The sequence below is a fragment of the Candidatus Edwardsbacteria bacterium genome, assembly GCA_018821925.1.
In the GTDB taxonomy this organism is placed as follows: domain Bacteria; phylum Edwardsbacteria; class AC1; order AC1; family EtOH8; genus UBA2226.
Genome location: JAHJLF010000052.1, coordinates 1 through 25,195, shown reverse-complemented (window position 1 = coordinate 25,195; position 25,195 = coordinate 1). Strand labels below are relative to the sequence as shown.

Sequence of the window (25,195 nt, the reverse complement as noted above, 5' to 3'; positions counted from 1 at the left end):
ATATTTGGAAATCAGATAAAAGGAAAATAAAGGTGTCAGTTCAAAGCATTAGAATAAAACTTAAGGCCTATGATCACGCGGTGCTGGACCAGTCGGTGGCCGAGATCGTCAACACCGCCAAACGGACGGGAGCCAGAATTTCCGGCCCCATCCCCCTGCCGACCAGAAAGACGATCTATACCGTCAACCGTTCCACCCATGTCGACAAGAAATCCCGGGAACAGTTCGAACGGAGGATCCACAAGAGGCTGATCGATATCCTGAACTCCACTCCCCAGACCATCAACGCTCTGACCAAATTGGAGCTTCCGGCCGGGGTGGATATCGAGATCAAGAGCGGCCTGTAAGCTTTGACGGTATTCCCCACAGAATCAAGAACTCAGAATCGATAATAAGGCTATATCATGAACGCAATGATCGGCAGAAAGATCGGGATGACCCAGGTATTCGGCGAGAGCAATGTCATGGTTCCGGTGACGGTGCTGGAGGTCGGGCCCTGCGTGGTGACCCAGATCAAAACCAAGGACAAGGACGGCTACAGCGCCGTTCAGCTGGGATTCGGTTCCAAGAAGCCCGGCAAGGTAAACAAACCAACCAGCGGCCATCTGGCTAAATCCAAGGCCCAGCCGGTTCAGGTGATGCAGGAGTTCCGGGTTGACGATACGGCAGGCTATCAGTTGGGCCAGGTGATAACCGCTGATATTTTTGCCGCCGGCGACAAGATCAAGATATCCGGAACCACCAAGGGGAAAGGCACCGCCGGCGTTATGAAGCGCCATAAATTCCACGGAGGACCGGCCAGCCACGGTCAGACCGACCGTAACCGGCATGCCGGCTCCATCGGGGCTGGCTCGTCTCCGGGCCGGGTGTATCCCGGCACCAAGATGGCCGGACACATGGGGGATGTAAAATTTTCGGTCATGAATCTGAAGGTGGTAAAAGTAGATCAGTCCAAGAACATCATTCTGGTCAAGGGAGCGGTACCCGGGGCTCCGGACGGAATCGTGTCAATCCATAAGATATAAGGAAAGCATTCATCAATGTTATCTGTAAATCTGTTCGATGATAAGGGGAAGAAATCCGGCAGCCTAGAGGTTCCGGAGGATGTCTTCGGCACCAGGCCCAATCAGCATCTGCTGTATCTGGCGGTCAGGGAATACTTAGACAACCAGAGACAGGGCAATGCCGCCACCCAGAACGCGGCCGATGTCAGGGGCGGCGGAAAGAAGCCTTTCAAACAGAAGGGGACCGGCCGGGCCAGACAGGGCAGCACCAGGGCTTCCATCATGGTGGGCGGTTATGTAGCTCATGGGCCGGAGCCCCGGGATCATTCCTGGGAGCTTCCCAAAAAATCCCGCCAGGCTGCCCTCCGCTCGGCCTGGTCCGACGGTTTTAAATCCGGCAAGCTGGGCGTCATAGAATCGCTTAAGACCACCGGCAAGACCAAGGAGATGGTGGAGCTGTTAAAGACCATGGAGATGGGCGGGCAGAAGGTTCTGTTGCTGGACCAGGTCCATTCCCCGGAGGTCCGCAAATCCGGAAGCAATATTCCGGGCCTGACCTTAAAGCCGGTCAGAGAGGTCAACCCCTACGATATCATCAAGGCCGACAAGGTAATCCTTACCAGGAAGGGACTGGAAGCCGTAAAGGAGGCATTCGCCAAATGAACTACAGAATCATTATAAGACCGCTGATTACCGAGAAGATCACCAACCTCCGCGAGAAATTTAACCGTTACGGCTTCGAGGTTTCCCGGGACGCCAATAAGCACCAGATCAAGCAGGCGGTGGAAACGCTGTTCAAGGTCAAGGTCAAGGAAGTGACCACCATGAACGTGATGGGCAAGATCAAGCGTCTGGGGCGCAACCAGGGAAAGCGGCCGGACTGGAAGAAGGCCATTGTCACCCTGGCCAAGGACCAGAAGATAGAGATGATCGAAGGTATTTAAAATAATTCCGGGATATAAAATTTAGGAGAACTTCGTTAGATGGCTATCAAATCATATAAACCTACCACCCCGGGAATGCGTCATCGCACCGGATACAGTTTTGACGAGATCACATCATCAAAACCAAAGAAGTCATTACTGTCCTCGCTGAAAAAATCGGGCGGACGCAACAGCCACGGGAGGGTAACGGCCGACCACCGGGGCGGCGGCCATAAGAGGGCCTACCGGCTGATTGATTTCAAGCGTAATAAATTCGCCATCCCGGCCACCGTGGCCGCAATTGAATACGACCCCAACCGCTCCTGCCGCATAGCGTTGCTGAAATATGCCGACGGCGAATGGCGCTATATCATTGCTCCAGTAGGACTGACGGTGGGCGACAAGATCCTTTCCGGCTCAGGCATCGATATCAAAGTAGGCAATTGCATGCCCCTGTCCGAGATCCCATTGGGCAGCGCCATCCACAACATCGAGCTCAAAAAAGGCAAGGGCGGACAGATGGTCCGGACCGCCGGCGGCTCGGCCCAGTTGATGGCCAAGGAGGCTGAATACGCCCACCTCCGGCTGCCATCGGGCGAGGTGCGCTTGGTCCGGCTGGAATGCATGGCCACTTTGGGACAGGTGGGCAATTTGGAGAACGAGAATATATCCATCGGCAAGGCCGGACGCAACCGCTGGCTGGGCGTCAAACCCCACAGCCGCGGCGTGGCCAAGAACCCGCATGACCACCCGATGGGCGGCGGTGAGGGAAAATCATCCGGCGGCAGGCATCCCTGCAGTTCCAAGGGCCTACTGTCTAAGGGCAAAAAGACCAGAAAGAAGAAGAAGACAACCAGTAAATTCATCCTTAAGAGGAGAAAATAATGTCTCGCTCCCTTAAAAAAGGACCTTATATCGATCCCAAACTGATGGCCAAGGTGGAAGCTATGGCAGCCTCGGGGGAAAAGAGGGTCATCAAGACCTGGGCCCGGCGCTCCATGGTGCCCCCCGAATTCGTCAGCTATACCATCGCGGTCCACAACGGCAATAAATTCATCCCGGTATATATCACCGAAAACATGGTGGGGCACAAGCTGGGCGAATTCGCGCCCACCCGGACCTTCCGCAAGCACGGGGCGGTCGGCAAGGAAGTAGACAAGAAGAAAAGGACCGAGACCACTACCGCCGCCATACCGGCAGCTGCAGCTACAGCGGCAGCCCCGGCGGCCACCAAGGCATAAGGAGCGACAGATAGAAGATGGAAGCATTATCCAGAAAAAGGCATATCCGGGTTACCCCCCGGAAGATGAGGGCCGTGGCCGACCTGATCAGGGGCAAGAAATGCAACGAGGCCCTGTCGATACTCAAATTCGTCCCTAAAGCGGGCAGCCCCCATCTGGCCAAGGCCGTCAAATCAGCCGTGGCCTCGGCGGTGGAGACAGCCGGCGATGTCAAGGCCGATCCCGATACCTTGAGGATATCCGAGATCAGGGTGGACGAGGGCATCATCATGAAGCGGTTCCGCCCCCGGGCCCGAGGCCGGGCCGACCGTCGGCTGAAACGCACCAGTAATCTCTTGGTTCGGGTTTCCGACCAGGCTAAATAAATTAACGGAGGTAAAGGTTTGGGTCAGAAGACACATCCCATAGGGTTAAGGCTGGGGATCATTAAGACTTGGGATTCAAGGTGGTTCGCCAAGAATGATTTTGCCAGCCTGCTGGAGGAGGACGAAAGGATCCGCCGCTACCTGCGGCAGAAGCTGATGAATGCCAGCATTTCCAAGATAGAGATCGAAAGGACATCCAAGCGGGTCACGGTGACCATCCATACTTCAAGGCCGGGCATTGTCATCGGCCGCAAGGGCGGCGAGATCGAAAAGCTGAAGGCCGAGATCCAGCACCTGACCGCGCAGAAGGAAGTCCATCTGAATATCACCGAGATAAAGGTGCCCGAAATGGACGCCCGCCTGGTGGCCGATAATATCGCCCGTCAGCTGGAACAGCGGATCTCTTTCCGCCGGGCCATGAAGAAGGCCGTTCAGAGCACCCTCAGAATGGGGGCCTACGGGATCAAGATCGCCTGCGGCGGACGCCTGGGCGGGGCCGAGATCGCCCGGACCGAAAGCTACCGCGAGGGCCGGGTGCCCATGCACACCCTCCGGGCCGATATCGATTACGCCACCTCCACCTCGCACACCACCTTCGGCTGCATCGGGATCAAGGTCTGGATATTCAAGGGCGAGGTGCTGGGCAAGCAGGCCGTGGCCAAATAAGAAAAATTTATTTATATAGACTTTCTGGAGATTATAAAAAATTATGTTGATGCCAAAGCGGGTAAAACACCGCAAACAAAGAAGGGGACGCATGTGCGGCCTGGCCACCAGGGGCCATTACGTAGCCTTTGGGGAATTCGGGCTCCAGTCGTTGGATGCCGCCTGGATCACCGATCGGCAGATCGAAGCGGCCAGGGTGGCCATGACCAGGTTCATAAAGAGAGGCGGCCGGGTCTGGATCAGGATCTTTCCCGATAAACCAGTGACCTCCAAGCCGGCCGAGACCAGAATGGGCAAGGGAAAAGGGGCTCCCGATCACTGGGTGGCCGTGGTCAAGCCGGGCCGGGTGATGTTCGAGATCGGGGGGATCCCCGAGGCCACCGCCAAGAAGGCCATGCTGCTGGCTTCCCACAAATTGCCTGTTAAAACCAGGATGGTTCCACGCCATCGTCATATCGAGGTAAAGCAATGAAGAAGACCAAAGAGCTCAGGGAGATGACCAGGGCCGAAGTGGAGCAGAAGCTGAAGGAGGAGACCGAAGCCAACTTCAACCTGAAACTGCGCCGCAGCACCCAGCAGATCCCCAACCCCCTGCAACTAAGGCACACCCGCCGTTCGGTGGCCCGGATGAAAACGGTTCTCAATGAGGACCTCAAGAGCATCCGCAAACTGGCCGCCGGCGCCGGATCGAAGGAGTAGAACAGATGGCAGAGAGAAATTTAAGAAAGACCAGGATGGGCAAGGTGGTGGGCGACAAGATGAACAAGACCATCATCGTGGCCGTGGAGCGAAGGGTCAAACATCCTCTGTACAGCAGGGTGGTCAAAAGAACCACCAAATATTACGCCCATTCCGAGGATCAATCGGCCAAGCTGGGCGATACCGTCAGGATCATCGAGACCAAGCCCATCTCCAAGACCAAGCGCTGGCGTCTGGTGGAAGTGATGGAGAAGGCCAAGTAGACATCAGTGGTTATATTTAAACCAAATATAAGATAAACAATCCCTGAAAAAAACGGGGCAGCAAGGCAGGAAAAATATGATTCAACAATATACCAGGGTAAATATCGCCGACAACTCAGGGGCCAAGAAGGCCATGTGCATCCAGGTGATGGGCGGCCATTTCCGCCGCTACGGCTCGGTGGGCGACATCATCAAGGTGGCCATCAAGGACGTGCTGCCCGGCGGGGCCATCAAAAAAGGCGAGGTGGCCAGGGCGGTGATCGTCCGGACCAGGAAGGAGATCCGCCGCAAGGACGGTTCCTACATCCGGTTCGACGACAACGCCGCGGTGATCATCGACGACAAGAACGAGCCCAGGGGCACCCGCATTTTCGGCCCGGTGGGCCGGGAGCTGAGGGACCGTCAGTTCATGAAGATCATCTCCCTGGCACCGGAAGTGATATAGGAGCGGATGTAAAATGAAGATCAAAAAGAACGACAGCGTCATCGTAATAGCCGGCAACGACAAGGGCAAGAAGGGAAAAGTCCTGAAAATATTGTCGGACAAGGGCCGGGCCATTGTGGAGGGGGTAAATTTCGTCAAGCGCCATACCAAGCCCCGCAAGCAGGGCGAGAAGAGCGGGATCCTGGAAAAGGAGGCGGCGATCAACCTCACCAACCTGATGGCGATCTGCACCAAGTGCGACAAGGGAGTCAGGGTTGGCACCCGGACTCTGGCCGACGGAAAACGGGCCCGGGTCTGCAAATCCTGCGGCGAGATGCTGGACAAAGAATAGATCAAAAGTTACCGTAGTAAGATCATACTAAAAATTAGGAACAAAATGGCAAGATTAAGAGAGAAATACACCAAGGAAGTCAAGCCGGCCCTGGTCAAAAAATTCGGATACAAGAGCGTGATGCAGGCCCCCCATTTGGAGAAGATGGTGGTCAACATGGGGCTGGGCGAGGGCACCCAGGATCCCAAGCTGGTGGAGGCCGCCGCCAAGGATCTGGGCACCATCACCGGCCAGAAGCCGTCCATCCGCAAAGCCAAGAAATCCATCGCCACTTTCAAGCTGCGGGCCGGGGTGCCCATTGGCGCCATGGTGACCCTGCGGGGCAATATGATGTACGAGTTTTTGGACCGGCTGGTCAACGTGGCCATCCCCCGTATCCGTGACTTCCGGGGCGTGCCCACCAGATCGTTCGACGGCCGGGGCAACTACACCCTGGGGGTCAAGGAGCAGATCATCTTCCCGGAGATCAACTACGACAAGGTGGTCAAAATATTCGGCATGGACATCACCATTGTCACCACCGCCAAGACCGACGAGGAGGCCAAGGAACTGCTGCGCCTGATGGGCATGCCGTTCCAGCAGAAGTAGCCCCCACCAGCATCAGATGGTTTTAATATAACAGAACATATAACCAGGAAGGAATAACAACTTATGGCCAGAAAGGCTATGATCGAAAAGGCTGCCAGGCCAAAATATCAGGTGAGACAGCATAACCGCTGCAACCGCTGCGGCCGCTCCCGTGCATATTACCGGGATTTCGGCTTATGCCGGATCTGCCTGAGGGAACTGATCCTGCGGGGCGAGGTCCCGGGCCTGACCAAAGCCAGCTGGTAATTCGATTCTAAAGAATATTAGGAGAATAACGATATGTCGATGACCGATCCCATTGCCGATATGCTGACCAGAATCCGAAATGCGGGCAAAGCCAAACTGAAGAAGGTGGACATCCCGTCGTCCAAGATGAAGCTGGGGATCACCAAGATCCTGATGAAGGAGCGCCTGATCTCCAACTTCAAATATATCACCGACAACCGGCAGAATATCATCCGCGTCTACATTAGATACGACGATAAGGGCAGCCATTTCATCACGGGGCTTAAAAGGGTCAGCACCCCCGGCCTGAGGGTCTACGCCCCCGGGGACAAAGTGCCCAAGGTGAAAAGCGGAACCGGCCTGGCTATTATCTCCACCTCCCAGGGCCTGATGAAGGACAAGGATGCCCGCAAGAGCGGGGTGGGCGGCGAAGTAGTCTGTTACATCTGGTAATTGATAGTTTTTTTAAGGAGAAATGAAGTGTCTCGGGTTGGAAAAAAACCAATAAGCTTGCCCCAGGGGGTGAAGGCCGAAATCAAAACCGGCTCGGTCAAAGTGACCGGCCCCAAGGGATCCATAGAACAGCCCTTCCACCCCAACATCAAGGTGGCGCTGGAGGGCGATAAATTGACGGTGTCCCGGAGCAGCGACGATAAGTTCGACCGGGCTTTGCACGGATTGACCCGGGCCCTGCTGGCCAACGCGGTCACCGGAGTAAGCCTGGGCTTCCAGAAGGTGCTGCAGGTATACGGGATCGGCTATAAGGCGATCATAGACCCCAAAGGCCTGACCCTGTCGCTGGGATATTCCCATACCGTCTACCTGCCCAAGCCAGACGGCATAGAGTTCGAGATCCAGGACCAGCCGCTGCTGAAGGTCAAGGACAAGACCTACCAGACCAGCATCGTGGTCAAGGGCATCAACCGTCAGACGGTGGGGGAGGTGGCGGCCGCCATCCGACAGTTCCGAAAACCGGAACCATACCAGGGCAAGGGCATCAGATACAGCACCGAGATTGTCCGCCGCAAGGCCGGCAAGGCCGCAGCGGGGGCCGGCGGGTAACGGATCAGGATACCCCAAAATATATTCACCGGGCTTTGGCAGTAGCAAGCCATGCAGGACCAGCCTTCAAACCGAAAATTCCTATTAACCGGATATACGAAGATGTCAGATAAAGCAAAACAGACCAGGGACGCCAGGATCAGGCGTCACATCAGAATTCGCCGCAAGGTCAGGGGGACCGGGGAGCGTCCCAGGTTGTGTGTGTTCCGCAGTTCCAAACACATCTATGCCCAGATCATCGACGATTTTAATCACAAGACCCTGGCCTCCACCGGACGGCTGGAGCACTCCGACAGCGGCAAGATAGCCGAGAGCAAGCTGGTGGGCCAGAGGATCGCCAAGCTGGCCCTGGACAAGGGGATCACCCAGGTGATCTTCGACCGCGGGGGATACATCTACCACGGCCGGGTGAAGGCCCTAGCCGAAGCAGCCAGAGAAGCAGGTTTAAAATTCTAAAGCTATTTTAGGAGATAAGATTTTGGCAAAGGTAAACTTAAATTCCCTGGGCGATATCAAAGAGCAGGTGGTGCACATCAACCGGGTGGCCAAGGTGGTCAAAGGCGGCAAGCGTTTTGGCTTCACGGCCTTGGTTACGGTGGGCGACGGCAACGGACATGTGGGCATCGGCAAGGGAAAGGCCCGCGAAGTATCGGAGGCCATCCGTAAGGCCACCGAGGATGCCAAGAAGAGCATCTCCCACTACTCCATCGCCGACGGCAAGATACCCTATCAGGTCCTGGGAAAATACGGCGCCAGCGAAGTGGTCCTGCGCCCGGCCGGGCCGGGCACCGGAGTGATAGCCGGCAACGTGGTCCGCTCTGTCCTGGAGGCCTGCGGGGTCACCGACATTCTCACCAAGAGCCTGGGCTCGAACAATCCCCATAACCTGGTGAAGGCCACCCTGAACGGCCTGAAGCAGCTGCGTCTGCCCCAGGACATCATGGCCGAGAGGTTCAAGGAGAAGGAGGCCAAACCCGCCGCCAAACCGGCCGACGCCAAGCCTGCCGACGCCAAACCGGACGACGCCAAACCGGACGAAGTCAAGCCGACTGAAACCAAGCTGGCCGAAGCCGCTCCGGACGAAGCCAAGCCGGAAGCCCCGGCTCAGTAAGAAGCTAATCAATCTATTTGCAGGCAAGCCCCTGCCATGTTATAAATGATTTGTCAGTGAGGAATTTTCCGTGTCAAAAACAAAGAAGCTAAGAATAACCCAGATTCATTCCACCATCGACCGTACCGAAAAGCAGAAGAGGATCGTCAGATCGCTGGGCATCAGAAAACTCTACCATACGGTGGAGCAGAACGATACCCCCCAGATCAGGGGGATGGTCAAAAAGATTGAGCATCTGCTGAAAGTGGAAGAGATCGCCGAAGGAGTCAAATAAGATGAAGCTTAACGATATCAGACCGGCCAAAGGTTCGGTCAAGAAAAGCAAGCGGCGGGGCTGCGGGACCGGCTCCGGACACGGCGGCACCTCCACCCGCGGGCACAAGGGGCAGAAATCCCGGGCCGGTTCGGGAGCCAAGGTCCCGGCCTGGTTCGAAGGCGGCCAGATGCCGCTGCAGCGCAGGCTTCCCAAGAGGGGCTTCACCCCGCTGAAGAGAATGGTCTACCAGCTGGTGGACATCTCTTCATTGGCCAAGATCTCCGGAGCCAAGGAGATCGATCCGGCCTACCTGGCCAAGAAGGGGCTGATAAAAAGCATCAAGAAGCCGATCAAGATCCTGGGCAAGGGCGAGCTGAAGAACGCTCTGACGGTCAAGGCCAGCGCTTTTTCCGACGGCGCCCGGAAATCGATAGAAGCCGCCGGGGGCAAGGCCGAGATAGCCGCATAGATACTCAATCCTATATTTCCTCAAAAGAATTTAATTGCCAATTTACAGTAATGGATTTGGGTGATGTTTGAAAAGATAAAAAATATATTCAATATCCCGGAGCTCAGGAGAAGGATCCTTTTCACCATGGCTCTGCTGGTGGTCTACCGTATCGGCGGCCACCTGCCCACCGCCGGCATCGACACCCAGGTCCTGGCCGAATTTTTCCGGGCCCAGCGTGGCACCCTGTTCGGGATGTACGACCTGTTCGTGGGTGGAAACTTAAGTCGGGCCACCATCTTCGCCCTGGGGATCATGCCCTATATCACCTCCTCCATCATCATGCAGCTGATGGGCGCAGTTATACCTTTCCTGGAGAAACTGCAGAGGGAGGGCGAGCAGGGGCGCAAGAAGATCAACCAGTACACCCGTTATGCCACGGTGGGCCTGGCGTTGGTCCAGTCCTACGGCATCTCGCTGTTCCTGGAGAGCTTGGCTCCCAACGGGGTCCCGGTGGTTCCCCATCCCGGCTTGGGATTCAAATTGCTGACAGCTGTCACTATGACCGCCGGCACTGTTTTCGTGATGTGGCTGGGGGAGCAGATCACCGAGCGGGGCATCGGCAACGGCATCTCCATGATAATTTTTGTGGGTTGCCTGGACGTCATTCCCGGCGATCTGCTTAATACCTATATTTCAGTGAAGGGCGGGGCCATCGGCATCATCCCCCTGACCCTGATCGGCATTCTGATGATATTGGTCACGGCCGCGGTGGTGCTGATGACCCAGGGAGCCCGAAAGATCCCGGTGCAGTATGCCAAGCGGGTGGTGGGCCGGAAAGTGTACGGCGGACAGAGCACTTATATTCCGCTGGGTTTCAATACCGCCGGCGTCATCCCCATCATCTTCGCTCAGAGCGTGCTGTCGTTCCCCATGACTCTAGGGACCTTCATCAAGGGAGAGTGGGCCCAGACCCTGATGGCCATGTTTTCGCCCGGGGCCTTTCTCTACAACCTGATCTATGGGCTGATGATCATCTTCTTTGCCTATTTCTACACCGCCATCGTCATCAATCCGGGCGACATGGCCGATAACATGAAAAAATACGGCGGGTTCATTCCCGGCATCAGGCCGGGCTCCAAAACCGCCGAATATATCGAGCGGATCCTCACCAGGATCACCCTGCCGGGGGCCATATTCTACGCCCTGATAGCAGTGCTGCCCACCATCCTGATGAATGCGGCCCATATCCCGTTCTACTTCGGCGGTACCACATTGCTGATCATCGTGGGGGTGGCCCTGGATACCCTGCAGCAGATAGAGTCCCACCTGCTGATGAGACATTACGAAGGCTTCATAAAGAAGGGCAAGATCTCCGGCCGATCCGGAAGGATGTAGCCCATGAGGATCATCCTGTTCGGGGCCCCGGGCTCCGGCAAAGGGACCCAGGCGGCTTTTATCAGCCGGGATTACGGGATACCGCATATCTCCACCGGCGAGATGCTCAGAGAGGCTGCCAGGAACGGGACAGAGGTGGGGCTAAAAGCCAGATCTTTCATGGACCGCGGGGCGTTGGTGCCGGACGAGGTGATGATCGAAGTAGTGGCCCAGCGGCTGGAAAAAGATGACGCAAATAAAGGATTTTTGCTGGACGGTTTCCCCCGGACGGTGGAACAGGCCGAAAAACTGGATGATATCTTAAAGCTCCGGGGAACCAGCATCGATGCCGTTCTCTGGCTGGAGGTGGACGACAGGGAGCTGGTGAAAAGACTGACCTCCCGCCGGACCTGCTCCAGATGCGGGGCGATTTTCAACCTTCTGTTTCAGGCCCCTAAAATCACGGACAGATGCGATAAATGCGAATCGGTCCTGGACCAAAGGGTGGATGATCAGCAGGCCACCGCGGAAAAAAGGCTGGAGGTTTACCAGCGGCAGACATCACCGCTGAAGGAGTACTACCTCTCGCGCGGCATTCTGGAAAAAATAGACGGCGCTAAAACCCCCGATGAAGTATACAGCTCTTTAAAAGAAACCCTATGGTCCGGGCGGAAATGATAATCATCAATAGCAGTTCCGATATCGCCAGGATCAGGGAGGCCGGTAAAATAATCGCCGGTCTGTGGGATGTTCTTAAAAATTCCGTTGCTCCGGGCATATCAACCCTGGAGCTGGACGAACTGGCTTGCCAGTTCATCAAACAGCGGGGCGGGGAGTGCGCCTTTAAGGGCTACCGCAACTATCCGGCCAACCTGTGCATTGCCATCAACCACGAGGTGGTTCACGGCATACCCCGGGCCGACCGGAAATTAAAATCAGGCGATCTGGTGGGAATAGACGTCGGGGTCCGCAAAGCAGGCTTCATCGCCGATGCCGCCCGGAGCTACCTGGTGGGCGCCAGCCCCTCGCCGGAATCATTGAAACTGATGGCGGTGACCCGGCAGTCGCTGGAGCTGGGAATAGATCAGGCCCGAGCCGGCAACAAGGTCACCGATATCTCCAAGGCCGTCCAGCGGACGGCCGAGAACGCCGGATTCTCGGTGGTGCGGGAACTGTGCGGCCACGGGGTGGGGGCCAGCCTCCATCAGGAGCCGGAGATCCCCAATTATTTCCGGCCCGGCCACAGCCCGGTGCTTAAAGCCGGGATGTCGCTGGCCATAGAGCCGATGATAAACACCGGCAAGGCCGAGGTGAAATTTCTGTCCGACGGCTGGACGGTGGTGACTAAGGACGGCAGCCTGTCGGCCCATTTTGAGGACACGGTGATAGTCACCGACGGAGACCCGGAGATAGTCACCAGATAGAACGATCAGCCGATAGCGATAACCAAATAACAATCAGTAACCAAGGAGTGCATGGCCAAACAGGAAGGGATACAGGTAGAAGGAACGGTGGCGGAAAATCTTCCCAACGCCACTTTCAGAGTGGAGCTACCCAATGGTCATAAGATACTGGCCCATATCTCCGGGAAAATGAGGATGCATTTCATCAAGATCCTTCCCGGCGACAAGGTGACGGTGGAGCTTTCTCCCTACGACCTGACCCGGGGCCGGATAGTATACCGTTTCAAGTAAAAAACAGTCCGTTAAGAATAAAGGGGAATGGGATAAAATGAAAGTAAGGGTTTCGATAAAAAAGATCTGCGAACACTGCAAAATGATCCGCCGCAAGGGGGTCTTAAGGATCATCTGCAAGAACCCCCGCCATAAGCAGAGACAGGGCTAGTTAAATTTTTAAGCGTTTATATTTAAGGAGGCAATAAGGTGGCCAGAATTGCTGGTGTTGATCTTCCCCGCGAGAAGCGGATAGAGGTAGGGTTAACCTATATTTTTGGTATCGGCCCGACGTCCGCCAAGAAAATACTTTCGGCGGGCAAGGTTGATCCCCATAAAAGGGTCAAGGATCTCACCGAGGACGAGGTGGGACGGCTGCGTTCCATCATCGAGGCCGAGCACAAGGTGGAGGGCACCAAGCGGACCGAAGTGGCCCTGTCGATCAAACGCCTGATGGAGATCGGTTGCTACCGTGGCTTAAGGCACCGCCGGGGCCTGCCGGTAAGGGGGCAGCGCACCAAGACCAACGCCCGGACCAGAAAAGGTCCCAAAAAGGCCGGGGTGGTCAAGAAGAAAGCCCCGCCCAAGAAGTAGCGGTTTTCCAGGAACAATATTCAGCAGTTAACACTTTCGATATAAAGGGGAAAAATGGCTGAGGATAAAAAAAGCCAAAAGAAAAAAGAGAAGAAGATAGAGTCGGCCGGGATAGCCCATATCCAGTCGACCTTCAACAATACCATCGTCACCATCACCGACAAGAACGGCAATGTGATCGCCTGGGCCTCGGCCGGCAAGGCCGGGTTCAAGGGGTCCCGCAAATCCACCCCCTTTGCCGCCCAGGTGGCCGCCGAGAGCTGCGCCAAGATCGCCCTGGGGCTGGGCATGCAGCGGGTGGAGGCCTGGGTCAAGGGCCCCGGCGGCGGACGGGAATCGGCCATCCGCTCTTTGCAGGCGGCCGGACTCAACATCAGCGTCATCCGCGATGTCACTCCGGTGCCGCATAACGGCTGCCGGGCCCCCAAGAGGAGACGGGTCTAAACTGCCGACCCAGGGATAATTTTCAAGGAAATTATTAAGGAGGTTTTTTACATAGATGGCCAGATATACGGACGCTAGATGCAAACTGTGCCGCCGCGAGGGCACCAAGCTGTTTTTGAAGGGCGAGCGCTGCAATTCCGCCAAATGCGCTTTTGAGAAGAGGAGCTATCCTCCGGGCGAGCGCGGCAAAGAGATCAACCGGAAGCCTTCGGGCTATGCCATCCATCTTCGGGAAAAGCAGAAGGTGCGCCGCATCTACGGTATCCTGGAACGCCAGTTCCGGGGATACTTTGACAAGGCCTCCCGCATGAAGGGCGTCACCGGCGAGAACCTGCTGTCGCTGCTGGAGAGGCGGATGGACAACGTGGTCTTCAGGATGGGGATGGCCCCCTCCCGCTCGGCCGCCCGCCAGCTGGTGGGCCACAAGCATTTTCTGGTGAACGAGAAGGTGGTGAACATCCCCTCCTACCTGATCAAGCCGGGGGACGTGATCAAGGTCAAGGACAAGAGCAAGGAGAACATTATCATCAAGGAATCTCTGGATAAGAATAAAAGCCGAGCCCTGGTCTCCTGGCTGAAGTACGAGCCGGCCACCATGAGCGGCAGCCTGCTTAACGTGCCGACCCGGGACACCATAGGATTGCCGATTAACGAGCAGTTGATCATCGAGCTCTATTCCAAGTAGGCCTTAACTGCCTGGCTGGCCGCTGGTAAAAAAGCGGCGGGCTCAACCTTCAACCGTTAAACAAGGGGGCAGACTTAACCATGAGATGGAAAAGTTTACAGATGCCGAAAGGCATTATCATAGATGAAGCCAGCAACAACGACACTTTCGGCCGCTTTACCGCCGAACCCCTGGAGCGCGGCTACGGCTTGACCCTGGGCAACGCCCTGCGCCGGGTTCTGCTGTCCTCCATAACCGGATCGGCAGTGGTGGCGGTCAAGATCGAGGGCGTGCTGCACGAGTTCTCCACCATCCCCGGCATCATGGAGGATGTCACCGAGATCGTGCTCAATCTGAAGCAGCTCAGGATCCGGCTGCATTCCGAGCATCCCAAGACCGTCTACCTGAAGGCCCAGACCAAGGGCCGGATCACCGCCGCCCAGATCGAGGGCGACCCCGATGTGGAGATCCTGAACCCCGAGCTGCACCTGGCCACCCTGTCCGAGGACGGCAGCCTGAAGATGGAGCTGACGGTGGATCACGGCCGGGGATACGTTCCGGCCGAGGTGTTCCGCAAATCATACAATACCATCGGGCTGATCCCGCTGGATGCGGCCTTCTCCCCGGTCTCCAAGGTGAACTTCCACGTGGAGAACTGCCGGGTGGGCGAGCGCACCGATTACGACCGCCTGATACTGGAGATCCACACCGACGGCTCCATCAAGCCGGACATGGCGGTATCCTACGCCGCCAAACTGCTGCAGGACCACATCGGGCTGTTCCAGTCCTTTGGCGACAAACCCGACGAACTGCGCGAAGATGCGGTGGATAACGACATGCTTAAGATGCGGGATATGCTCAACAAGCCGGTGGAGGAGCTGGAGCTGTCGGTCCGCTCGGCCAACTGCCTGAGAGCCAATAATATCAACACTCTGGGCGACCTGGTACAGAAGACCGAGAGCGAGATGCTCAAATACCGTAATTTCGGACGCAAATCATTGGCCGAGCTGTCGGTGATCCTCAAGGCCATGAGCCTGAGCTTCGGAATGAAGGTTGACCAATTCCTGGAAACCAAGAAGAAATCCAAGTAAACAACATTTTTCGACTACTTTTCTTAAGTAGAATGGAGATCAATGAGACACCGTAAAGATACCGTCAAATTAGGCCGCACCCGGTCCCACCGGGCCGCATTGGTCAGCAACATGGTGACCTCCCTGTTCAAGTACGAGCGGATAAAGACCACCATCACCAAGGCCATGGTGATCCGGCGCGATGCCGAGCATATGATCAGCATAGCCCAGAAGGGCACCCTGGCCGCCCGGCGCCAGGTGGCCACCGTGGTCAAGGACCAGACGGTGCTGAGGAAGCTGTTCGACGTCATCGTTCCCCGGATGAAGGACAAGAAATCAGGCTTTATCTCCATCGTCAAACTGTGGCCCCGCCACGGCGACGCCGCCCTGCTGGCCCAGATGGAGCTGTTCGGCGCCCCGGCCAAGGTGAAGCCCGAGGAGGCCGAGAAGAAGGCCAAGGCCGCACCCAAGAAGAAGGCCGAAAAGAAGGAAGAGGGCGAGAAGAAGGAAAAGGCCCCCAAGGCCAAGAAGGAAAAGCCGGAAAAGAAGGCCGCCAAAAAAGAAGCCAAGAAGGCGGAGTAATATCCTTTGAATAATACGGGCGCAAGGTGATTTTCACCTTGCGCCTTTTTTATTTTTGGTGTAGTATTACTTCTATCGTCGGGTTAGCTTGCGGTAAGAGTTATACCGAATATATTACTTAGCAGTCGTATTTAGGGGGCTGAAAGTTTTAACAGAGCTGAATGCGGCAATGGTTACTATTAAGTAATGAGGAAAGGAAAATGTGATGAAAAAACTTGCATTTATACTAGCCGTGTATGGTTTTATACAGCCAATTATTTTAAACACGTTTGGGATTCTGCAACGCCTAAAAAATCCAATTGATTTACAAATCGCGAAGAATGAACCATTCACTTTCGTATACAGAAGTCTATTGTTTAGTTTATTGACAACTATACCATATGTAATTATTTTATGTATTGTTTACTTCAATGTTAGAGAAGGGAAAAAGGGAAATATTCGTTATCCTCATAAATTTGCCACAATTTTAACAATGGTCACAATATTATGTTACACGTCTATTCTTAGTTTCATGGATTATTTTTGTCAGTTCTATGGGTTTTCTAGTTACCATTTTATGATACTATTTGGAATAATACCGATAACCTCAATAGGGTTAGTATTCATGATCTATTTTATTGGTATAGCTATCGAAAGGAAGCAGAATTGCCGTGTCGATGAAACAAAGTAGCTATAACAATTTAACAATTAACTAGATGATTATGTATGACCGGACTCCCTCGCAAGGTGATTTTCACCTTGCGCCTTTTTAATGTGTCAAATGATAAAAATAATCAAAACTTGAATATATCTATCCGGAGCTTTCTGGGGGCAGTAATGTTACTTTCTTGTGACCAAGAAAGTAACCAAAGAAGTCTTAACCGCCCAGTTGCGCGGCGGGCAGGGCGTTTGCTCCGGCATTTATTGGACCAGAGCCGGCAGAAAGCAGATAACGCAATGAATGCTTTTTCGGAGCTGCAGCAATACCGCTCCACTGAAGGCGGGGACCAGAAAGCCTGAAAATTTGTGCTTATCGGAAAGTCGCGTTAGCTCTGCTACTGAATAAAGAAGGCCGTAAAGAATTTGGCACTGTTTGAGCGAAGCGAGTTTGTCAAATTTAGGCCGACGCTTTAGGGCTGACGAGCAGAGGTTCAGCGACGAGCTTTTTTCTTTTTGGTTCTTTTTCGTTTTGGCGGGACAAAAAAGAAAAAGAACTATCAAATGCTTTAGTCTGGGGTTCCATTTTATCCGGGCATAGCCGTGGGATCGTTAACTGCGCAAGGTGATTTTCACCTTGCGCCTTTTTGTTTTTTCGGGTATCATTAACCACAATATGATGAAAACCAGTCTCCATAGATCGCTGATATCCGGCCTTTTCCTGCTGTTGCTGGCGGCTCCGGCCTTGGCCCAGGTCAAGGGGATGTGGGTGGTACGCTATTCCCTGACCTCGCCCCAGAACGTCAAGAAGATAGTAGCCGAGGCCCACAAGGCCGGGGTCAACAACCTGTTCGTTCAGTTCTACGCCCGGGGCGAGGCCTATTACGACTCCAAGCTGGTGCCCACCGCCGACTGCGTGACTAGGAATTTCGACCCGCTGGCCCTGATGGTCAAAGAATGTAAGGCTAAGGGAATAAAGATCCACGCCTGGATAAACGTCTATTTCGTGTGGTCGTCGGACCGCAGGCCGCGGGACGGACGCCATGCCTACTACAGGGACGACAGTTGGTTTGCTGCCGATCCCCAGGGCCGGAGTTTAAAAGACTATTCCCAGAAGGAGCTGGGTCAGAAAAATCTGGAGGGGGTCTACCTTTCGCCATCCAGCCCGGAGGTGAAGACCTACCTGAGGGAGCTGGTGAGGGAGATCCTTTTTAAATACGATGTGGACGGCATCCACCTGGACTATGTCCGGTACGGCAGCATCAATTATTCCTACGACGTCTCCAGCCGCACCAGCTTCTACAACCAGTACAAGGTGGACCCCTTCGCCCTGCTGGACGGGAATCGCGCCCTGGAGCCGTATTGGGCGACCTGGCAGCAGTGGCGGATGTACCAGATATCCGACCTGGTGGCTCAGTTGAAGTTCGACATTGTTAAATTCAACCCCTGGGTGCAGTTGTCAGCGGCGGTCAAGCCCGATCCCGACGAGGCCCGGCTGTCGTTCGGACAGGACTGGCCGGCCTGGCTGGAGAACCGCTGGGCCGATTTCGTGGTGCTGATGGACTATTCCACCAACACCGGCACCGTGGTGCGGCTGGCCCAAAAGGCCGTGGCCTACAAGGGGCAGGGCCAGGTCTATGTGGGGTTGGGGGCCTGGCGGGACAGCATGGACGGGCTGATGGAGAAGATACGGGCGCTGCGCAAGGCCGGGATCAACGATATCGTGCTGTTCTCCTATGACGGGCTGGCCCAGCGCAAGATAAGCTTCGAGATGCTGAAGCACCGGGGATTTTAGGTATTTTGATGAAATTAACGCCTGTCGTCATAAACGGCAGGCGTTTTATTTATATCTTGCTTTTATTCGGCCCGGAGGGTAAAATTACAGTATGAAAAGAATATCAGTCATCGCCCTAATTCTAATATCTATTGCGATTGGTCTACCCTGCCTGGCCGGGGGAATAGACATCGCCCGGCTAAAATACGGCGGGGGCGGGGATTGGTACAACGACCCCGATGAGGAGACCAATCTGCTAAAGGAATACTCCGCCCGTACCGGGCAGGAGGTGGATCCCGCTAAATACAACATTTCGGCCAACGACGACCAGCTGTTCTCCCATCCCTTTTTATTCATCACCGGGCACGGCGAGATAAAATTCACCGAACGGGAGATCAAAAGGCTCCGCCGGTACATCGAATCCGGGGGGTTCATCTATGCCGACGATGATTTCGGCATGGACACCACCTTCCGCCGGGAGATGAAAAGGATCCTGCCGGAATGTTCTTTACAGGAACTGCCCTTCACCCACCCCATCTACAACTGCTATTACGACTTCAGCGGCGGCCTGCCCAAGATCCATGAGCACGAGAAGGGCCGACCGGTGGGCTACGGGGTATATTTCCAGGAGAGGCTGGTGCTGTTCTACAGCTTCAATACCAATATCTCCGATGGCTGGACCAACGCCCATAACGACCCGCCGGAGGTGCGGGAGCAGGCCATCAGGATGGGGATAAACATCCTGTGGTATGCCGTGACAAATCCGTAAATATCCTACAGGCCTAACCCTTATACCGTCCCCTCCTTGATCAAGGAGAGCCTGCACTGAGCCGTGCAGATTATTATAAGTTAGCGAAGTGGGATAAAGGGGTGGTCAGATAGGTGTATGATTTTATGATCAAAAGATCATTATGTTATTTTAAAATATTTATGCACAAATGCCGTGCACAAAGGAAGAGGCCTGAAAGCCTGGATTCCTTCCTTCGAAGGAATGACAGGTAAGGCACTTAATTAAAACGGTTAAAATGGACCAAAGAAGAGATAATATAGATTTAAAAACAGCCCTTCAGGGTATTTATCGGAGGCAGCGGTTTGTAAGCACGATAAATATATTGATTGCTTCATTATATATCGGCTTAGGCTGGCTGTTCTTGCTGCATCTGGCCGACTGGATGCTTGTTCTGCCATCGGCGGCCAGGTTTATTTTATCATTCGCCACTGTGTTGGCCTTGCCGGTCCTGGCGATATATCTCCTGTTCTTAAGGCTGCGCCCGGCGGATTACCGCAAGATATCTTACGAAATCGAAAAAGCCATCCCGGAACTGAAACAGGAGATCTCCACTGCGGTACAGTTCGGCCTGGGTAAGGAAAACCGGGAAAATTATTCCCAGCAGCTGATAGCCGACCTTATTCAACGGGCAGGGGAGAAGCTGAAAGGGATCCAGGGCGGGAGTATTTTTCCGGTTAAGGCATTGCCTCTCGGCAAGCCTACAGTTTATATGCTGATAGTTCTGGTCATCGGCAGCCTGATCAGACCGAGTGAGATATGTATAAGCCTGGAGCGATATATGTCGCCCGACGGGGTCATCGGCCAATGGGACGGGATAGGGATCAGCCCCGGAGATGTCCGGGTGGCCAGGGAAAACGAAATACTGGTCGATGTCGTCAATCCGGGTCGTACAACGGGTAGGATAGAGTGGCGGGGAGACGCCAATGGCTCGGCTCCCATGACCATCACCGAGGGAAAGCTGGCGGCCAAGATCAAGGATATACGAACCCCGCTTTCCTACCGCATATTGCTGGGACGCCGACAGAGCCGGTTTTATCGGATAGACTGCTACACTCCGCTGCTGCTGTCGGATATCAGGCTCAAGATAACACCTCCAAGATATACCGGCTTTCAGGTCCGGCAGATGGAGAACCAGGGGGATATCACCGCCATCAGGGGATCCAGAGTTGATATATCGGCTGTCTCCACTCTGCCCTTAGAAGAGGCCCGGCTGTTGTTTGACCGGAGCGGACAGAAGGAGGTGGCGATATCCGAAGGCCGACAATTGTCGGTAAGTTTTTATATCGGCAGAAACGAAAAATACAACATTTGGGGCCGAACCGCCCAGGGGGACACCTTCGTCAACTCGGCAGGATATCGGATAACCTGCCTGGATGACGAGGTTCCGGAGATAGAGATAATCTTCCCGGAGAACGATATCATGCTGGGCGAGGGCATGAAGGTATCATTAATCGGCGCGGCCAGCGACGATTTCGGTCTCTCGGCGGCAAGGCTGGGATACATCAGCAGCGGCCGGCAAAAAAATACAGAGATCAATCGCTGGCAAAAATACCCTGAGGATGCCGTGGTGGAATATGTCTGGGACGTCGGCCGTCTGGATGTCCTGCCGGGCGATTCGGTTACCTACTGGCTGGAGGCCCTGGATAACGATGCAGTGTCGGGACCCAAGCTAGGGCGCAGCCGGGTTCAGATAATAAGGGTTCCCACTATAGAGGATATTTACCGCTCGCTGGCCCAGGCCGATTCCACGGTGATGGAAAAGATCGGACAGACCGAGGAGCCACGCAATCAATTAAAAGAGGAGATCGACAAACTGGCCCAGAGCCTAAAAGAAGCCAGGAAGATCGACTGGCAGCAGCAGGCAGCGGCCGAGCAGGTGTTGAAAAAACAGCAGGAGCTGGCGGAACAATTAGAGCAAGCCCTGGAGCAGGCGGCCGAAAATCTAAAACAACGGGAGAACAAATGGAGCTTCGATCCGGAGACCATGGAGAAGCTGGCTCAGCTGCGGGAGCTGTTCGATCAGGTGGCCACCGACCAGATGCGGCAGGATATGGAGCGGCTGAGGCAGGCCCTGGACAAATTAGACAAGCAGGAGGTCGGCCGGGCCCTGGATAACCTGAAACTGTCACAGGAGGATTTCAAGCGGCAGCTGGACCAGACCATGGAGCTTTTGAAGGAGCTGCGGCAGGAACAGCAGATGGAGAAGCTGGACCGCCAGCTGCAGGACCTGGCCCAACGACAGAAGGACCTGAAGGAGAGGACAGAGAGCCGCCCGAATGATGGCCTCAATAAACGGCTGTCGTCCGAGCAGAAACAACTGGCGGAGGACCTGAAGAAGATATCAAATGAGATGCAGGAGCTGGCCCGGGAGTTGAAGGAGTCTAACCGGGAGGCTTCACAGAAGCTGAGCGAAAACTCCGATCGCCTGCAGCAGAAGCAGACTGGTCGGAAGATGGAAAAAGCCTCTCAATCGCTGTCCGAGAATAATAATTCACAGGCGGCCGACTTGCAGAAACAGGTGCTGTCGGAGCTCTCGATGATCTCCGCCGGCATGCAGAGCGCCCGCAGCAGCATGCGGCAGGCTAAAAATAAGGCGGCGGCCAAGGCCGTCCAGCAAAGGGCCAGGGATCTGCTGGACCTTTCCCGGCAGCAGGAAAGCCTGAACCAGAGCGCGGCCAATGCGGCGGCCAACCAGAACGATCTGGCCAACCAGCAGCAGATAATACAGCGGCAGGCCGAACGGATAAGGCGGGAGCTGGACAACATGGCCCGAAATAACATGCTGCTGTCCCCCCGTTCCCAGCAGATGATGCAGGAGGCCGCCAGGCAGATGGGCCAGGCCGCCCAGGCCCATTCGGAGGGCCGCGGGGACCAGGCCCAAAAGGGCGGCCAGAAGGCTCTGGCCTCGCTCAACGGCGCCGCCATCAGCCTGATGGAATCATCCGGCAGTTCGGGCGGCGGCTCCGGCGATATGATGCAGGACCTTTCCGGCCTCTCCGGCCAGCAACAGGCCGTCAACCAGGGCACCAGTTCCCTGCTGCCCATGCCCCAGGAGGGCGGGGGACAGATGTCGCAGCAGGCCCGCAGCCGGATGTCCCGGCTGGCCGCCCAGCAGGAGGCGGTCCGGCAGGGCATGGAGGAGTTCGGTCAAAAGTACGGCGGCCGTCGGGACAAAGCCGGAAGGCTGGACAACCTGGTGGAGGAGATGAAACAGGTAATCGAGGACCTTAAGAAACAGCAGGTCAGCCGCCAGACGATAGAGAGGCAGGAGAAAATACTGACCCGGATGCTGGACGCCCAGCAGTCTTTAAAAGAGAGGGATTTCTCCAGGGAGCGCCAGGCCGAAAGCGGCCGCCTGCCGGAGAACAGCTATCGTCCGCCGAATACGGATAAGGGGAAATGGACCCCGCAGGGTCTGCCGGCCTGGAAGAACTGGCGGCAGGAGTATTATCCGCTGGAATATAAAGAAATATTGGAGGAGTACTTCAGATTGCTGGGACAATGAAAATAAAACTTAATTTGCTGATAGTGCCGGCCATATGCCTGGCCATCTTTGCGGCCCAGGGACAGAAGCCCCAACGCTTTGACCAATCAACCTGGCAGAAGGCGGTGGTACACTTGAGGGAAGGCAACCGGGAGGCGGCTTTGGAGCAATTCAAGATATCGCTGGGCGGCAAGCCCGACCAGGAGATGACCCGGCAGGCCGGGCGAATATTGCAGCAATCGGAGGCCACCAACCAAGCTGAGGCCATCTATCTTTGGGGCCGGAAGGCCCTCAAAGAAAAAAACCTCTTTGCTTACGAACTGGGCGAGCTTTTTCAGCAGCAGTTGAAATACCGGGAGGCGGCGAGGGAGTTTGCCCGGGCCTTGAAACAACAGCCGGGAAGGGCCATGGGAAAATTCGAGGAGCTTTCCCTGCAGGCCGGATATAAGGCCGTCGCCGTCCTGGCCGAAAATGAGGTGGATGCCGAAACGGATGATGGCAGATGGCTGCTGGGAGAACTTTTTCGCAAGTCCGGAGATTATCAAAGGGCTTGGCATTATCACAAGAAAATAAAGGACGGAAAACGCCTGCGAATGGCGGTCGGCCAGCTGGCGGCCCAGCCCGGCCCGGATATCACGATAGCTATATCGGTCATTGCCGAATATCTGGAGGGAGAGAGGGTCGATAGAATATACTGGGAGATTAAGCTGTCCGAGTTATATCTTACTAAAGGCGATCATCAAAAGGCCGAGAAAATGTTGATCTCATTATCCGACAAAAAAATACCCCAGGCCCAGTTGGACTTGGCCGGGCTTTGGCTGAGACATAAGAACGAGCCCCGCCAGGCCATGGCTCTGATAGACAATCAGAAAAAATACTGGCCCGATTCATTGAAGATCGAGGGCGATTTCACCGTCTGTCTTTGTCTGATGGCCCTGAGCGATTGGGAGCGGGCCGGGGACAAATGCGCCGGGCTGGCTGAGGGGATGCATCAACCGAAGATAAAACAGCGGGGATATTATCTTTTAGGAGAGATAAAACTGGCCAGGAACCAGCCGGACGAGGCCCTGAAATATTACGGACAGGCGGCCCGGGCCGACCAGGAAGGGGCATATGCCAACGATGCCCTGGCCAGGATACTATTGATTTCCCAGTCCAAAACTGATAAAATCTCTGATGTCGAGTTGCTGGGCCGGGCGATGGCTTTCAAATATCAGGGCGATCAGGTCCGGGCCGGAAAAACTTTCGCCCAACTGGCCGACTCGGGCTCGGGCACCATGGCCGGGGATCTGGCCCTGACCGAACTGGCGGAGATGGATTTCGTTCAGGGGAGTTTCAACCAGGCGATTGATAGGCTGAAGAGGCTGGCGGAAAACACTTCCGACACTATTACCGCGGCGAACGCCTATTACCGGATGGGCCGGATATATTTCCATCAGATCAAACAGAAAAAAGCGGCTCTGGAGTGTTGGCGCTTGGGAATCATAAAATATCCCAACACCTCGTGGGCCGAGATGATGCGCCAGGAGATGGAATCCGGGCAGGCTCAATAGAAAAAACAGATCAATCATAAAATATCAGGAGGCAACCATGAGTTTAGTACCGATAGTGATCGAGCAGAGCGGCAGGGGGGAGCGGGCCTACGATATCTATTCCCGGCTGTTAAAGGAGCGGATAATATTTATCGGAATGCCCATAGATGATATCATCTCCAACCTGATAATTGCCCAACTGCTGTTTCTGGAGGCCGACGACCCCGAGAAGGACATCTTTCTCTACATCAACTCTCCCGGTGGCGGGGTCTCCTCGGGGCTGGCCATCTACGACACCATCCAGTACATCAAGCCGGATGTGGTGACCATCTGCATGGGCATGGCCGCCTCCATGGGGGCCCTGCTGCTGTCCAGCGGCGCCAAGGGGAAGCGCTTCGCCCTGCCCAATGCCCGGGTGATGATCCATCAGCCGCTGGGCGGGGTGTCGGGCCAGGCGACCGACATCGAGATCCACGCCAAGGAGATCCTTCTGATCAGGGAGCAGTTGAACAGGATCCTGGCCGATCATACCGGCCAGCCGGTGGACAAGATAGCCAAGGATACTGATCGGAACTTCTGGATGTCCTCCGATGAGGCCAAGGAATACGGGATAATAGATGATATCATGAAGACCAGGAACCAGCTGCCTAAAAAGTAAAAATATTTGACTTTTCAATTATATATCTGATATAATTACCATCTTTGAAGAAGTCTTAGGCACGGTAGCCTACCCGGGAGGAGTCCCGCCATGGCGGGACCGGCAGTTCAAATAATAATTAGCCACGGTAGCTTCTGATGTGGAGCACCCCGATGAAATCGGGGGTGGCGGCAGTTCAAAAACAACAATTAAGCCACGGTAGCTTCTGATGTGGAGCACCCCGATGAAATCGGGGGTGGCGGCAGTTCAAAAACAACAATTAAGCCACGGTAGCTTCTGATGTGGAGCAC

General features: G+C 55.1%; 37 protein-coding genes. 36 read left to right on the top strand and 1 reads right to left on the bottom strand.

The annotated features are described in order from the left end of the window. Positions 1-32 precede the first annotated feature (32 nt). From rpsJ to rplQ, 31 genes are all read left to right on the top strand, one after another. Complete coding sequence (rpsJ, locus tag KJ869_06065) at positions 33-347, top strand: 30S ribosomal protein S10 (protein ID MBU1576757.1); 315 nt, start codon at positions 33-35, stop codon at positions 345-347. A gap of 54 nt (positions 348-401) precedes the next feature. Then, a complete protein-coding gene (gene rplC / locus KJ869_06060; GenBank protein ID MBU1576756.1) occupies positions 402-1,025 on the top strand; it encodes a 50S ribosomal protein L3 in 624 nt (207 codons plus the stop codon). 15 nt (positions 1,026-1,040) lie between these two features. Then, positions 1,041-1,667, top strand: a complete 627-nt coding sequence (gene rplD, locus KJ869_06055) for a 50S ribosomal protein L4 (GenBank protein ID MBU1576755.1) — start codon at positions 1,041-1,043, stop codon at positions 1,665-1,667. Next, complete coding sequence (rplW, locus tag KJ869_06050; GenBank protein ID MBU1576754.1) at positions 1,664-1,948, top strand: 50S ribosomal protein L23; 285 nt, start codon at positions 1,664-1,666, stop codon at positions 1,946-1,948. Before rplD ends, rplW begins: the two co-directional genes overlap by 4 nt. 39 nt (positions 1,949-1,987) lie before the next feature. Then, positions 1,988-2,812, top strand: coding sequence for a 50S ribosomal protein L2 (gene rplB, locus KJ869_06045; protein ID MBU1576753.1), 825 nt, complete (start codon positions 1,988-1,990; stop codon positions 2,810-2,812). Beyond that, positions 2,812-3,168, top strand: a complete 357-nt coding sequence (gene rpsS / locus KJ869_06040) for a 30S ribosomal protein S19 (GenBank protein MBU1576752.1) — start codon at positions 2,812-2,814, stop codon at positions 3,166-3,168. Before rplB ends, rpsS begins: the two co-directional genes overlap by 1 nt. Before the next feature lie 17 nt (positions 3,169-3,185). Next, positions 3,186-3,533: a 50S ribosomal protein L22 gene (gene rplV / locus KJ869_06035; GenBank protein ID MBU1576751.1), complete on the top strand. Its 348-nt coding sequence runs from the start codon at positions 3,186-3,188 to the stop codon at positions 3,531-3,533. A gap of 18 nt (positions 3,534-3,551) precedes the next feature. Then, on the top strand, positions 3,552-4,199 hold the full coding sequence (gene rpsC, locus KJ869_06030) for a 30S ribosomal protein S3 (protein ID MBU1576750.1): 648 nt from the start codon (positions 3,552-3,554) through the stop codon (positions 4,197-4,199). 43 nt (positions 4,200-4,242) lie between these two features. Continuing rightward, a complete protein-coding gene (gene rplP / locus KJ869_06025) occupies positions 4,243-4,671 on the top strand; it encodes a 50S ribosomal protein L16 (GenBank protein ID MBU1576749.1) in 429 nt (142 codons plus the stop codon). Further along, positions 4,668-4,898: a 50S ribosomal protein L29 gene (gene rpmC / locus KJ869_06020; protein MBU1576748.1), complete on the top strand. Its 231-nt coding sequence runs from the start codon at positions 4,668-4,670 to the stop codon at positions 4,896-4,898. The genes rplP and rpmC overlap by 4 nt, the downstream gene beginning before the upstream one ends. 5 nt (positions 4,899-4,903) lie before the next feature. Further along, positions 4,904-5,161, top strand: coding sequence for a 30S ribosomal protein S17 (gene rpsQ / locus KJ869_06015; GenBank protein ID MBU1576747.1), 258 nt, complete (start codon positions 4,904-4,906; stop codon positions 5,159-5,161). A gap of 76 nt (positions 5,162-5,237) precedes the next feature. After that, the gene (gene rplN / locus KJ869_06010) at positions 5,238-5,606 is read left to right on the top strand and encodes a 50S ribosomal protein L14 (protein ID MBU1576746.1); all 369 of its coding nucleotides are present in this window, start codon (positions 5,238-5,240) and stop codon (positions 5,604-5,606) included. A gap of 13 nt (positions 5,607-5,619) precedes the next feature. After that, positions 5,620-5,937 (top strand): 50S ribosomal protein L24, encoded by a 318-nt coding sequence (rplX, locus tag KJ869_06005; protein ID MBU1576745.1) that lies wholly within the window; start codon positions 5,620-5,622, stop codon positions 5,935-5,937. 45 nt (positions 5,938-5,982) lie between these two features. Next, a complete protein-coding gene (gene rplE / locus KJ869_06000; protein ID MBU1576744.1) occupies positions 5,983-6,525 on the top strand; it encodes a 50S ribosomal protein L5 in 543 nt (180 codons plus the stop codon). Between the two features lie 63 nt (positions 6,526-6,588). Continuing rightward, a complete protein-coding gene (locus KJ869_05995; GenBank protein ID MBU1576743.1) occupies positions 6,589-6,771 on the top strand; it encodes a type Z 30S ribosomal protein S14 in 183 nt (60 codons plus the stop codon). A 33-nt stretch (positions 6,772-6,804) separates the two neighbouring features. Then, positions 6,805-7,203 carry a 30S ribosomal protein S8 gene (gene rpsH, locus KJ869_05990; GenBank protein ID MBU1576742.1) on the top strand — a complete coding sequence of 133 codons (399 nt, stop codon included), beginning with the start codon at positions 6,805-6,807 and terminating at the stop codon, positions 7,201-7,203. A 27-nt stretch (positions 7,204-7,230) separates the two neighbouring features. Beyond that, positions 7,231-7,812 (top strand): 50S ribosomal protein L6, encoded by a 582-nt coding sequence (gene rplF / locus KJ869_05985; protein ID MBU1576741.1) that lies wholly within the window; start codon positions 7,231-7,233, stop codon positions 7,810-7,812. A 102-nt stretch (positions 7,813-7,914) separates the two neighbouring features. Further along, the gene (gene rplR, locus KJ869_05980) at positions 7,915-8,268 is read left to right on the top strand and encodes a 50S ribosomal protein L18 (GenBank protein ID MBU1576740.1); all 354 of its coding nucleotides are present in this window, start codon (positions 7,915-7,917) and stop codon (positions 8,266-8,268) included. Between the two features lie 19 nt (positions 8,269-8,287). Beyond that, positions 8,288-8,923 (top strand): 30S ribosomal protein S5, encoded by a 636-nt coding sequence (gene rpsE / locus KJ869_05975; protein MBU1576739.1) that lies wholly within the window; start codon positions 8,288-8,290, stop codon positions 8,921-8,923. A 70-nt stretch (positions 8,924-8,993) separates the two neighbouring features. Next, positions 8,994-9,197: a 50S ribosomal protein L30 gene (rpmD, locus tag KJ869_05970; GenBank protein ID MBU1576738.1), complete on the top strand. Its 204-nt coding sequence runs from the start codon at positions 8,994-8,996 to the stop codon at positions 9,195-9,197. Between the two features lies 1 nt (position 9,198). Further along, positions 9,199-9,648, top strand: coding sequence for a 50S ribosomal protein L15 (gene rplO, locus KJ869_05965; GenBank protein MBU1576737.1), 450 nt, complete (start codon positions 9,199-9,201; stop codon positions 9,646-9,648). Between the two features lie 63 nt (positions 9,649-9,711). Then, entirely contained in the window at positions 9,712-11,025 is a 1,314-nt protein-coding gene (gene secY / locus KJ869_05960; GenBank protein MBU1576736.1) for a preprotein translocase subunit SecY, read from the top strand. A 3-nt stretch (positions 11,026-11,028) separates the two neighbouring features. Continuing rightward, on the top strand, positions 11,029-11,682 hold the full coding sequence (locus KJ869_05955; protein ID MBU1576735.1) for an adenylate kinase: 654 nt from the start codon (positions 11,029-11,031) through the stop codon (positions 11,680-11,682). Next, positions 11,679-12,428 (top strand): type I methionyl aminopeptidase, encoded by a 750-nt coding sequence (map, locus tag KJ869_05950; GenBank protein ID MBU1576734.1) that lies wholly within the window; start codon positions 11,679-11,681, stop codon positions 12,426-12,428. The genes KJ869_05955 and map overlap by 4 nt, the downstream gene beginning before the upstream one ends. 51 nt (positions 12,429-12,479) lie before the next feature. Then, positions 12,480-12,698, top strand: coding sequence for a translation initiation factor IF-1 (gene infA, locus KJ869_05945; protein MBU1576733.1), 219 nt, complete (start codon positions 12,480-12,482; stop codon positions 12,696-12,698). A 37-nt stretch (positions 12,699-12,735) separates the two neighbouring features. Further along, on the top strand, positions 12,736-12,849 hold the full coding sequence (gene rpmJ / locus KJ869_05940) for a 50S ribosomal protein L36 (GenBank protein MBU1576732.1): 114 nt from the start codon (positions 12,736-12,738) through the stop codon (positions 12,847-12,849). A gap of 38 nt (positions 12,850-12,887) precedes the next feature. After that, entirely contained in the window at positions 12,888-13,271 is a 384-nt protein-coding gene (rpsM, locus tag KJ869_05935; GenBank protein ID MBU1576731.1) for a 30S ribosomal protein S13, read from the top strand. A gap of 54 nt (positions 13,272-13,325) precedes the next feature. After that, the gene (gene rpsK / locus KJ869_05930) at positions 13,326-13,715 is read left to right on the top strand and encodes a 30S ribosomal protein S11 (protein MBU1576730.1); all 390 of its coding nucleotides are present in this window, start codon (positions 13,326-13,328) and stop codon (positions 13,713-13,715) included. Between the two features lie 55 nt (positions 13,716-13,770). Further along, on the top strand, positions 13,771-14,400 hold the full coding sequence (gene rpsD / locus KJ869_05925) for a 30S ribosomal protein S4 (protein ID MBU1576729.1): 630 nt from the start codon (positions 13,771-13,773) through the stop codon (positions 14,398-14,400). An 80-nt stretch (positions 14,401-14,480) separates the two neighbouring features. Next, on the top strand, positions 14,481-15,470 hold the full coding sequence (locus KJ869_05920; GenBank protein MBU1576728.1) for a DNA-directed RNA polymerase subunit alpha: 990 nt from the start codon (positions 14,481-14,483) through the stop codon (positions 15,468-15,470). Between the two features lie 42 nt (positions 15,471-15,512). After that, positions 15,513-16,031, top strand: a complete 519-nt coding sequence (gene rplQ / locus KJ869_05915; GenBank protein MBU1576727.1) for a 50S ribosomal protein L17 — start codon at positions 15,513-15,515, stop codon at positions 16,029-16,031. A 1,096-nt stretch (positions 16,032-17,127) separates the two neighbouring features. Here rplQ and KJ869_05910 read toward each other — a convergent pair. Then, complete coding sequence (locus tag KJ869_05910) at positions 17,128-17,364, bottom strand: hypothetical protein (GenBank protein MBU1576726.1); 237 nt, start codon at positions 17,362-17,364, stop codon at positions 17,128-17,130. On the opposite strand from KJ869_05910, the gene KJ869_05905 reads away from it, so the two are divergent. From KJ869_05905 to clpP, 5 genes are all read left to right on the top strand, one after another. Further along, positions 17,347-18,462, top strand: coding sequence for a family 10 glycosylhydrolase (locus KJ869_05905; GenBank protein ID MBU1576725.1), 1,116 nt, complete (start codon positions 17,347-17,349; stop codon positions 18,460-18,462). The two genes, KJ869_05910 and KJ869_05905, sit on opposite strands and share 18 nt — an antisense overlap. Before the next feature lie 91 nt (positions 18,463-18,553). Further along, positions 18,554-19,210: a DUF4159 domain-containing protein gene (locus KJ869_05900; GenBank protein MBU1576724.1), complete on the top strand. Its 657-nt coding sequence runs from the start codon at positions 18,554-18,556 to the stop codon at positions 19,208-19,210. 343 nt (positions 19,211-19,553) lie between these two features. Further along, entirely contained in the window at positions 19,554-22,736 is a 3,183-nt protein-coding gene (locus KJ869_05895) for a hypothetical protein (protein MBU1576723.1), read from the top strand. Then, positions 22,733-24,268 (top strand): tetratricopeptide repeat protein, encoded by a 1,536-nt coding sequence (locus KJ869_05890; GenBank protein ID MBU1576722.1) that lies wholly within the window; start codon positions 22,733-22,735, stop codon positions 24,266-24,268. Before KJ869_05895 ends, KJ869_05890 begins: the two co-directional genes overlap by 4 nt. A 37-nt stretch (positions 24,269-24,305) precedes the next feature. Then, complete coding sequence (clpP, locus tag KJ869_05885; protein ID MBU1576721.1) at positions 24,306-24,905, top strand: ATP-dependent Clp endopeptidase proteolytic subunit ClpP; 600 nt, start codon at positions 24,306-24,308, stop codon at positions 24,903-24,905. Positions 24,906-25,195: the final 290 nt, after the last annotated feature.

Bases quoted from the DNA above. Each gene is read 5' to 3' on its own strand.
- rplD (MBU1576755.1), top strand. From the start codon at position 1,041: ATGTTATCTGTAAATCTGTTCGATGATAAGGGGAAGAAATCCGGCAGC.
- rplW (MBU1576754.1), top strand. From the start codon at position 1,664: ATGAACTACAGAATCATTATAAGACCGCTGATTACCGAGAAGATCACC.
- rplB (MBU1576753.1), top strand. From the start codon at position 1,988: ATGGCTATCAAATCATATAAACCTACCACCCCGGGAATGCGTCATCGC.
- rpsS (MBU1576752.1), top strand. From the start codon at position 2,812: ATGTCTCGCTCCCTTAAAAAAGGACCTTATATCGATCCCAAACTGATG.
- rplV (MBU1576751.1), top strand. From the start codon at position 3,186: ATGGAAGCATTATCCAGAAAAAGGCATATCCGGGTTACCCCCCGGAAG.
- rplP (MBU1576749.1), top strand. From the start codon at position 4,243: ATGTTGATGCCAAAGCGGGTAAAACACCGCAAACAAAGAAGGGGACGC.
- rpmC (MBU1576748.1), top strand. From the start codon at position 4,668: ATGAAGAAGACCAAAGAGCTCAGGGAGATGACCAGGGCCGAAGTGGAG.
- rpsQ (MBU1576747.1), top strand. From the start codon at position 4,904: ATGGCAGAGAGAAATTTAAGAAAGACCAGGATGGGCAAGGTGGTGGGC.
- rplN (MBU1576746.1), top strand. From the start codon at position 5,238: ATGATTCAACAATATACCAGGGTAAATATCGCCGACAACTCAGGGGCC.
- rplX (MBU1576745.1), top strand. From the start codon at position 5,620: ATGAAGATCAAAAAGAACGACAGCGTCATCGTAATAGCCGGCAACGAC.
- rplE (MBU1576744.1), top strand. From the start codon at position 5,983: ATGGCAAGATTAAGAGAGAAATACACCAAGGAAGTCAAGCCGGCCCTG.
- KJ869_05995 (MBU1576743.1), top strand. From the start codon at position 6,589: ATGGCCAGAAAGGCTATGATCGAAAAGGCTGCCAGGCCAAAATATCAG.
- rpsH (MBU1576742.1), top strand. From the start codon at position 6,805: ATGTCGATGACCGATCCCATTGCCGATATGCTGACCAGAATCCGAAAT.
- rplR (MBU1576740.1), top strand. From the start codon at position 7,915: ATGTCAGATAAAGCAAAACAGACCAGGGACGCCAGGATCAGGCGTCAC.
- rplO (MBU1576737.1), top strand. From the start codon at position 9,199: ATGAAGCTTAACGATATCAGACCGGCCAAAGGTTCGGTCAAGAAAAGC.
- secY (MBU1576736.1), top strand. From the start codon at position 9,712: ATGTTTGAAAAGATAAAAAATATATTCAATATCCCGGAGCTCAGGAGA.
- KJ869_05955 (MBU1576735.1), top strand. From the start codon at position 11,029: ATGAGGATCATCCTGTTCGGGGCCCCGGGCTCCGGCAAAGGGACCCAG.
- map (MBU1576734.1), top strand. From the start codon at position 11,679: ATGATAATCATCAATAGCAGTTCCGATATCGCCAGGATCAGGGAGGCC.
- infA (MBU1576733.1), top strand. From the start codon at position 12,480: ATGGCCAAACAGGAAGGGATACAGGTAGAAGGAACGGTGGCGGAAAAT.
- rpmJ (MBU1576732.1), top strand. From the start codon at position 12,736: ATGAAAGTAAGGGTTTCGATAAAAAAGATCTGCGAACACTGCAAAATG.
- rpsK (MBU1576730.1), top strand. From the start codon at position 13,326: ATGGCTGAGGATAAAAAAAGCCAAAAGAAAAAAGAGAAGAAGATAGAG.
- rpsD (MBU1576729.1), top strand. From the start codon at position 13,771: ATGGCCAGATATACGGACGCTAGATGCAAACTGTGCCGCCGCGAGGGC.
- KJ869_05920 (MBU1576728.1), top strand. From the start codon at position 14,481: ATGAGATGGAAAAGTTTACAGATGCCGAAAGGCATTATCATAGATGAA.
- rplQ (MBU1576727.1), top strand. From the start codon at position 15,513: ATGAGACACCGTAAAGATACCGTCAAATTAGGCCGCACCCGGTCCCAC.
- KJ869_05905 (MBU1576725.1), top strand. From the start codon at position 17,347: ATGAAAACCAGTCTCCATAGATCGCTGATATCCGGCCTTTTCCTGCTG.
- KJ869_05910 (MBU1576726.1), bottom strand. From the start codon at position 17,364: ATGGAGACTGGTTTTCATCATATTGTGGTTAATGATACCCGAAAAAAC.
- KJ869_05900 (MBU1576724.1), top strand. From the start codon at position 18,554: ATGAAAAGAATATCAGTCATCGCCCTAATTCTAATATCTATTGCGATT.
- KJ869_05890 (MBU1576722.1), top strand. From the start codon at position 22,733: ATGAAAATAAAACTTAATTTGCTGATAGTGCCGGCCATATGCCTGGCC.
- clpP (MBU1576721.1), top strand. From the start codon at position 24,306: ATGAGTTTAGTACCGATAGTGATCGAGCAGAGCGGCAGGGGGGAGCGG.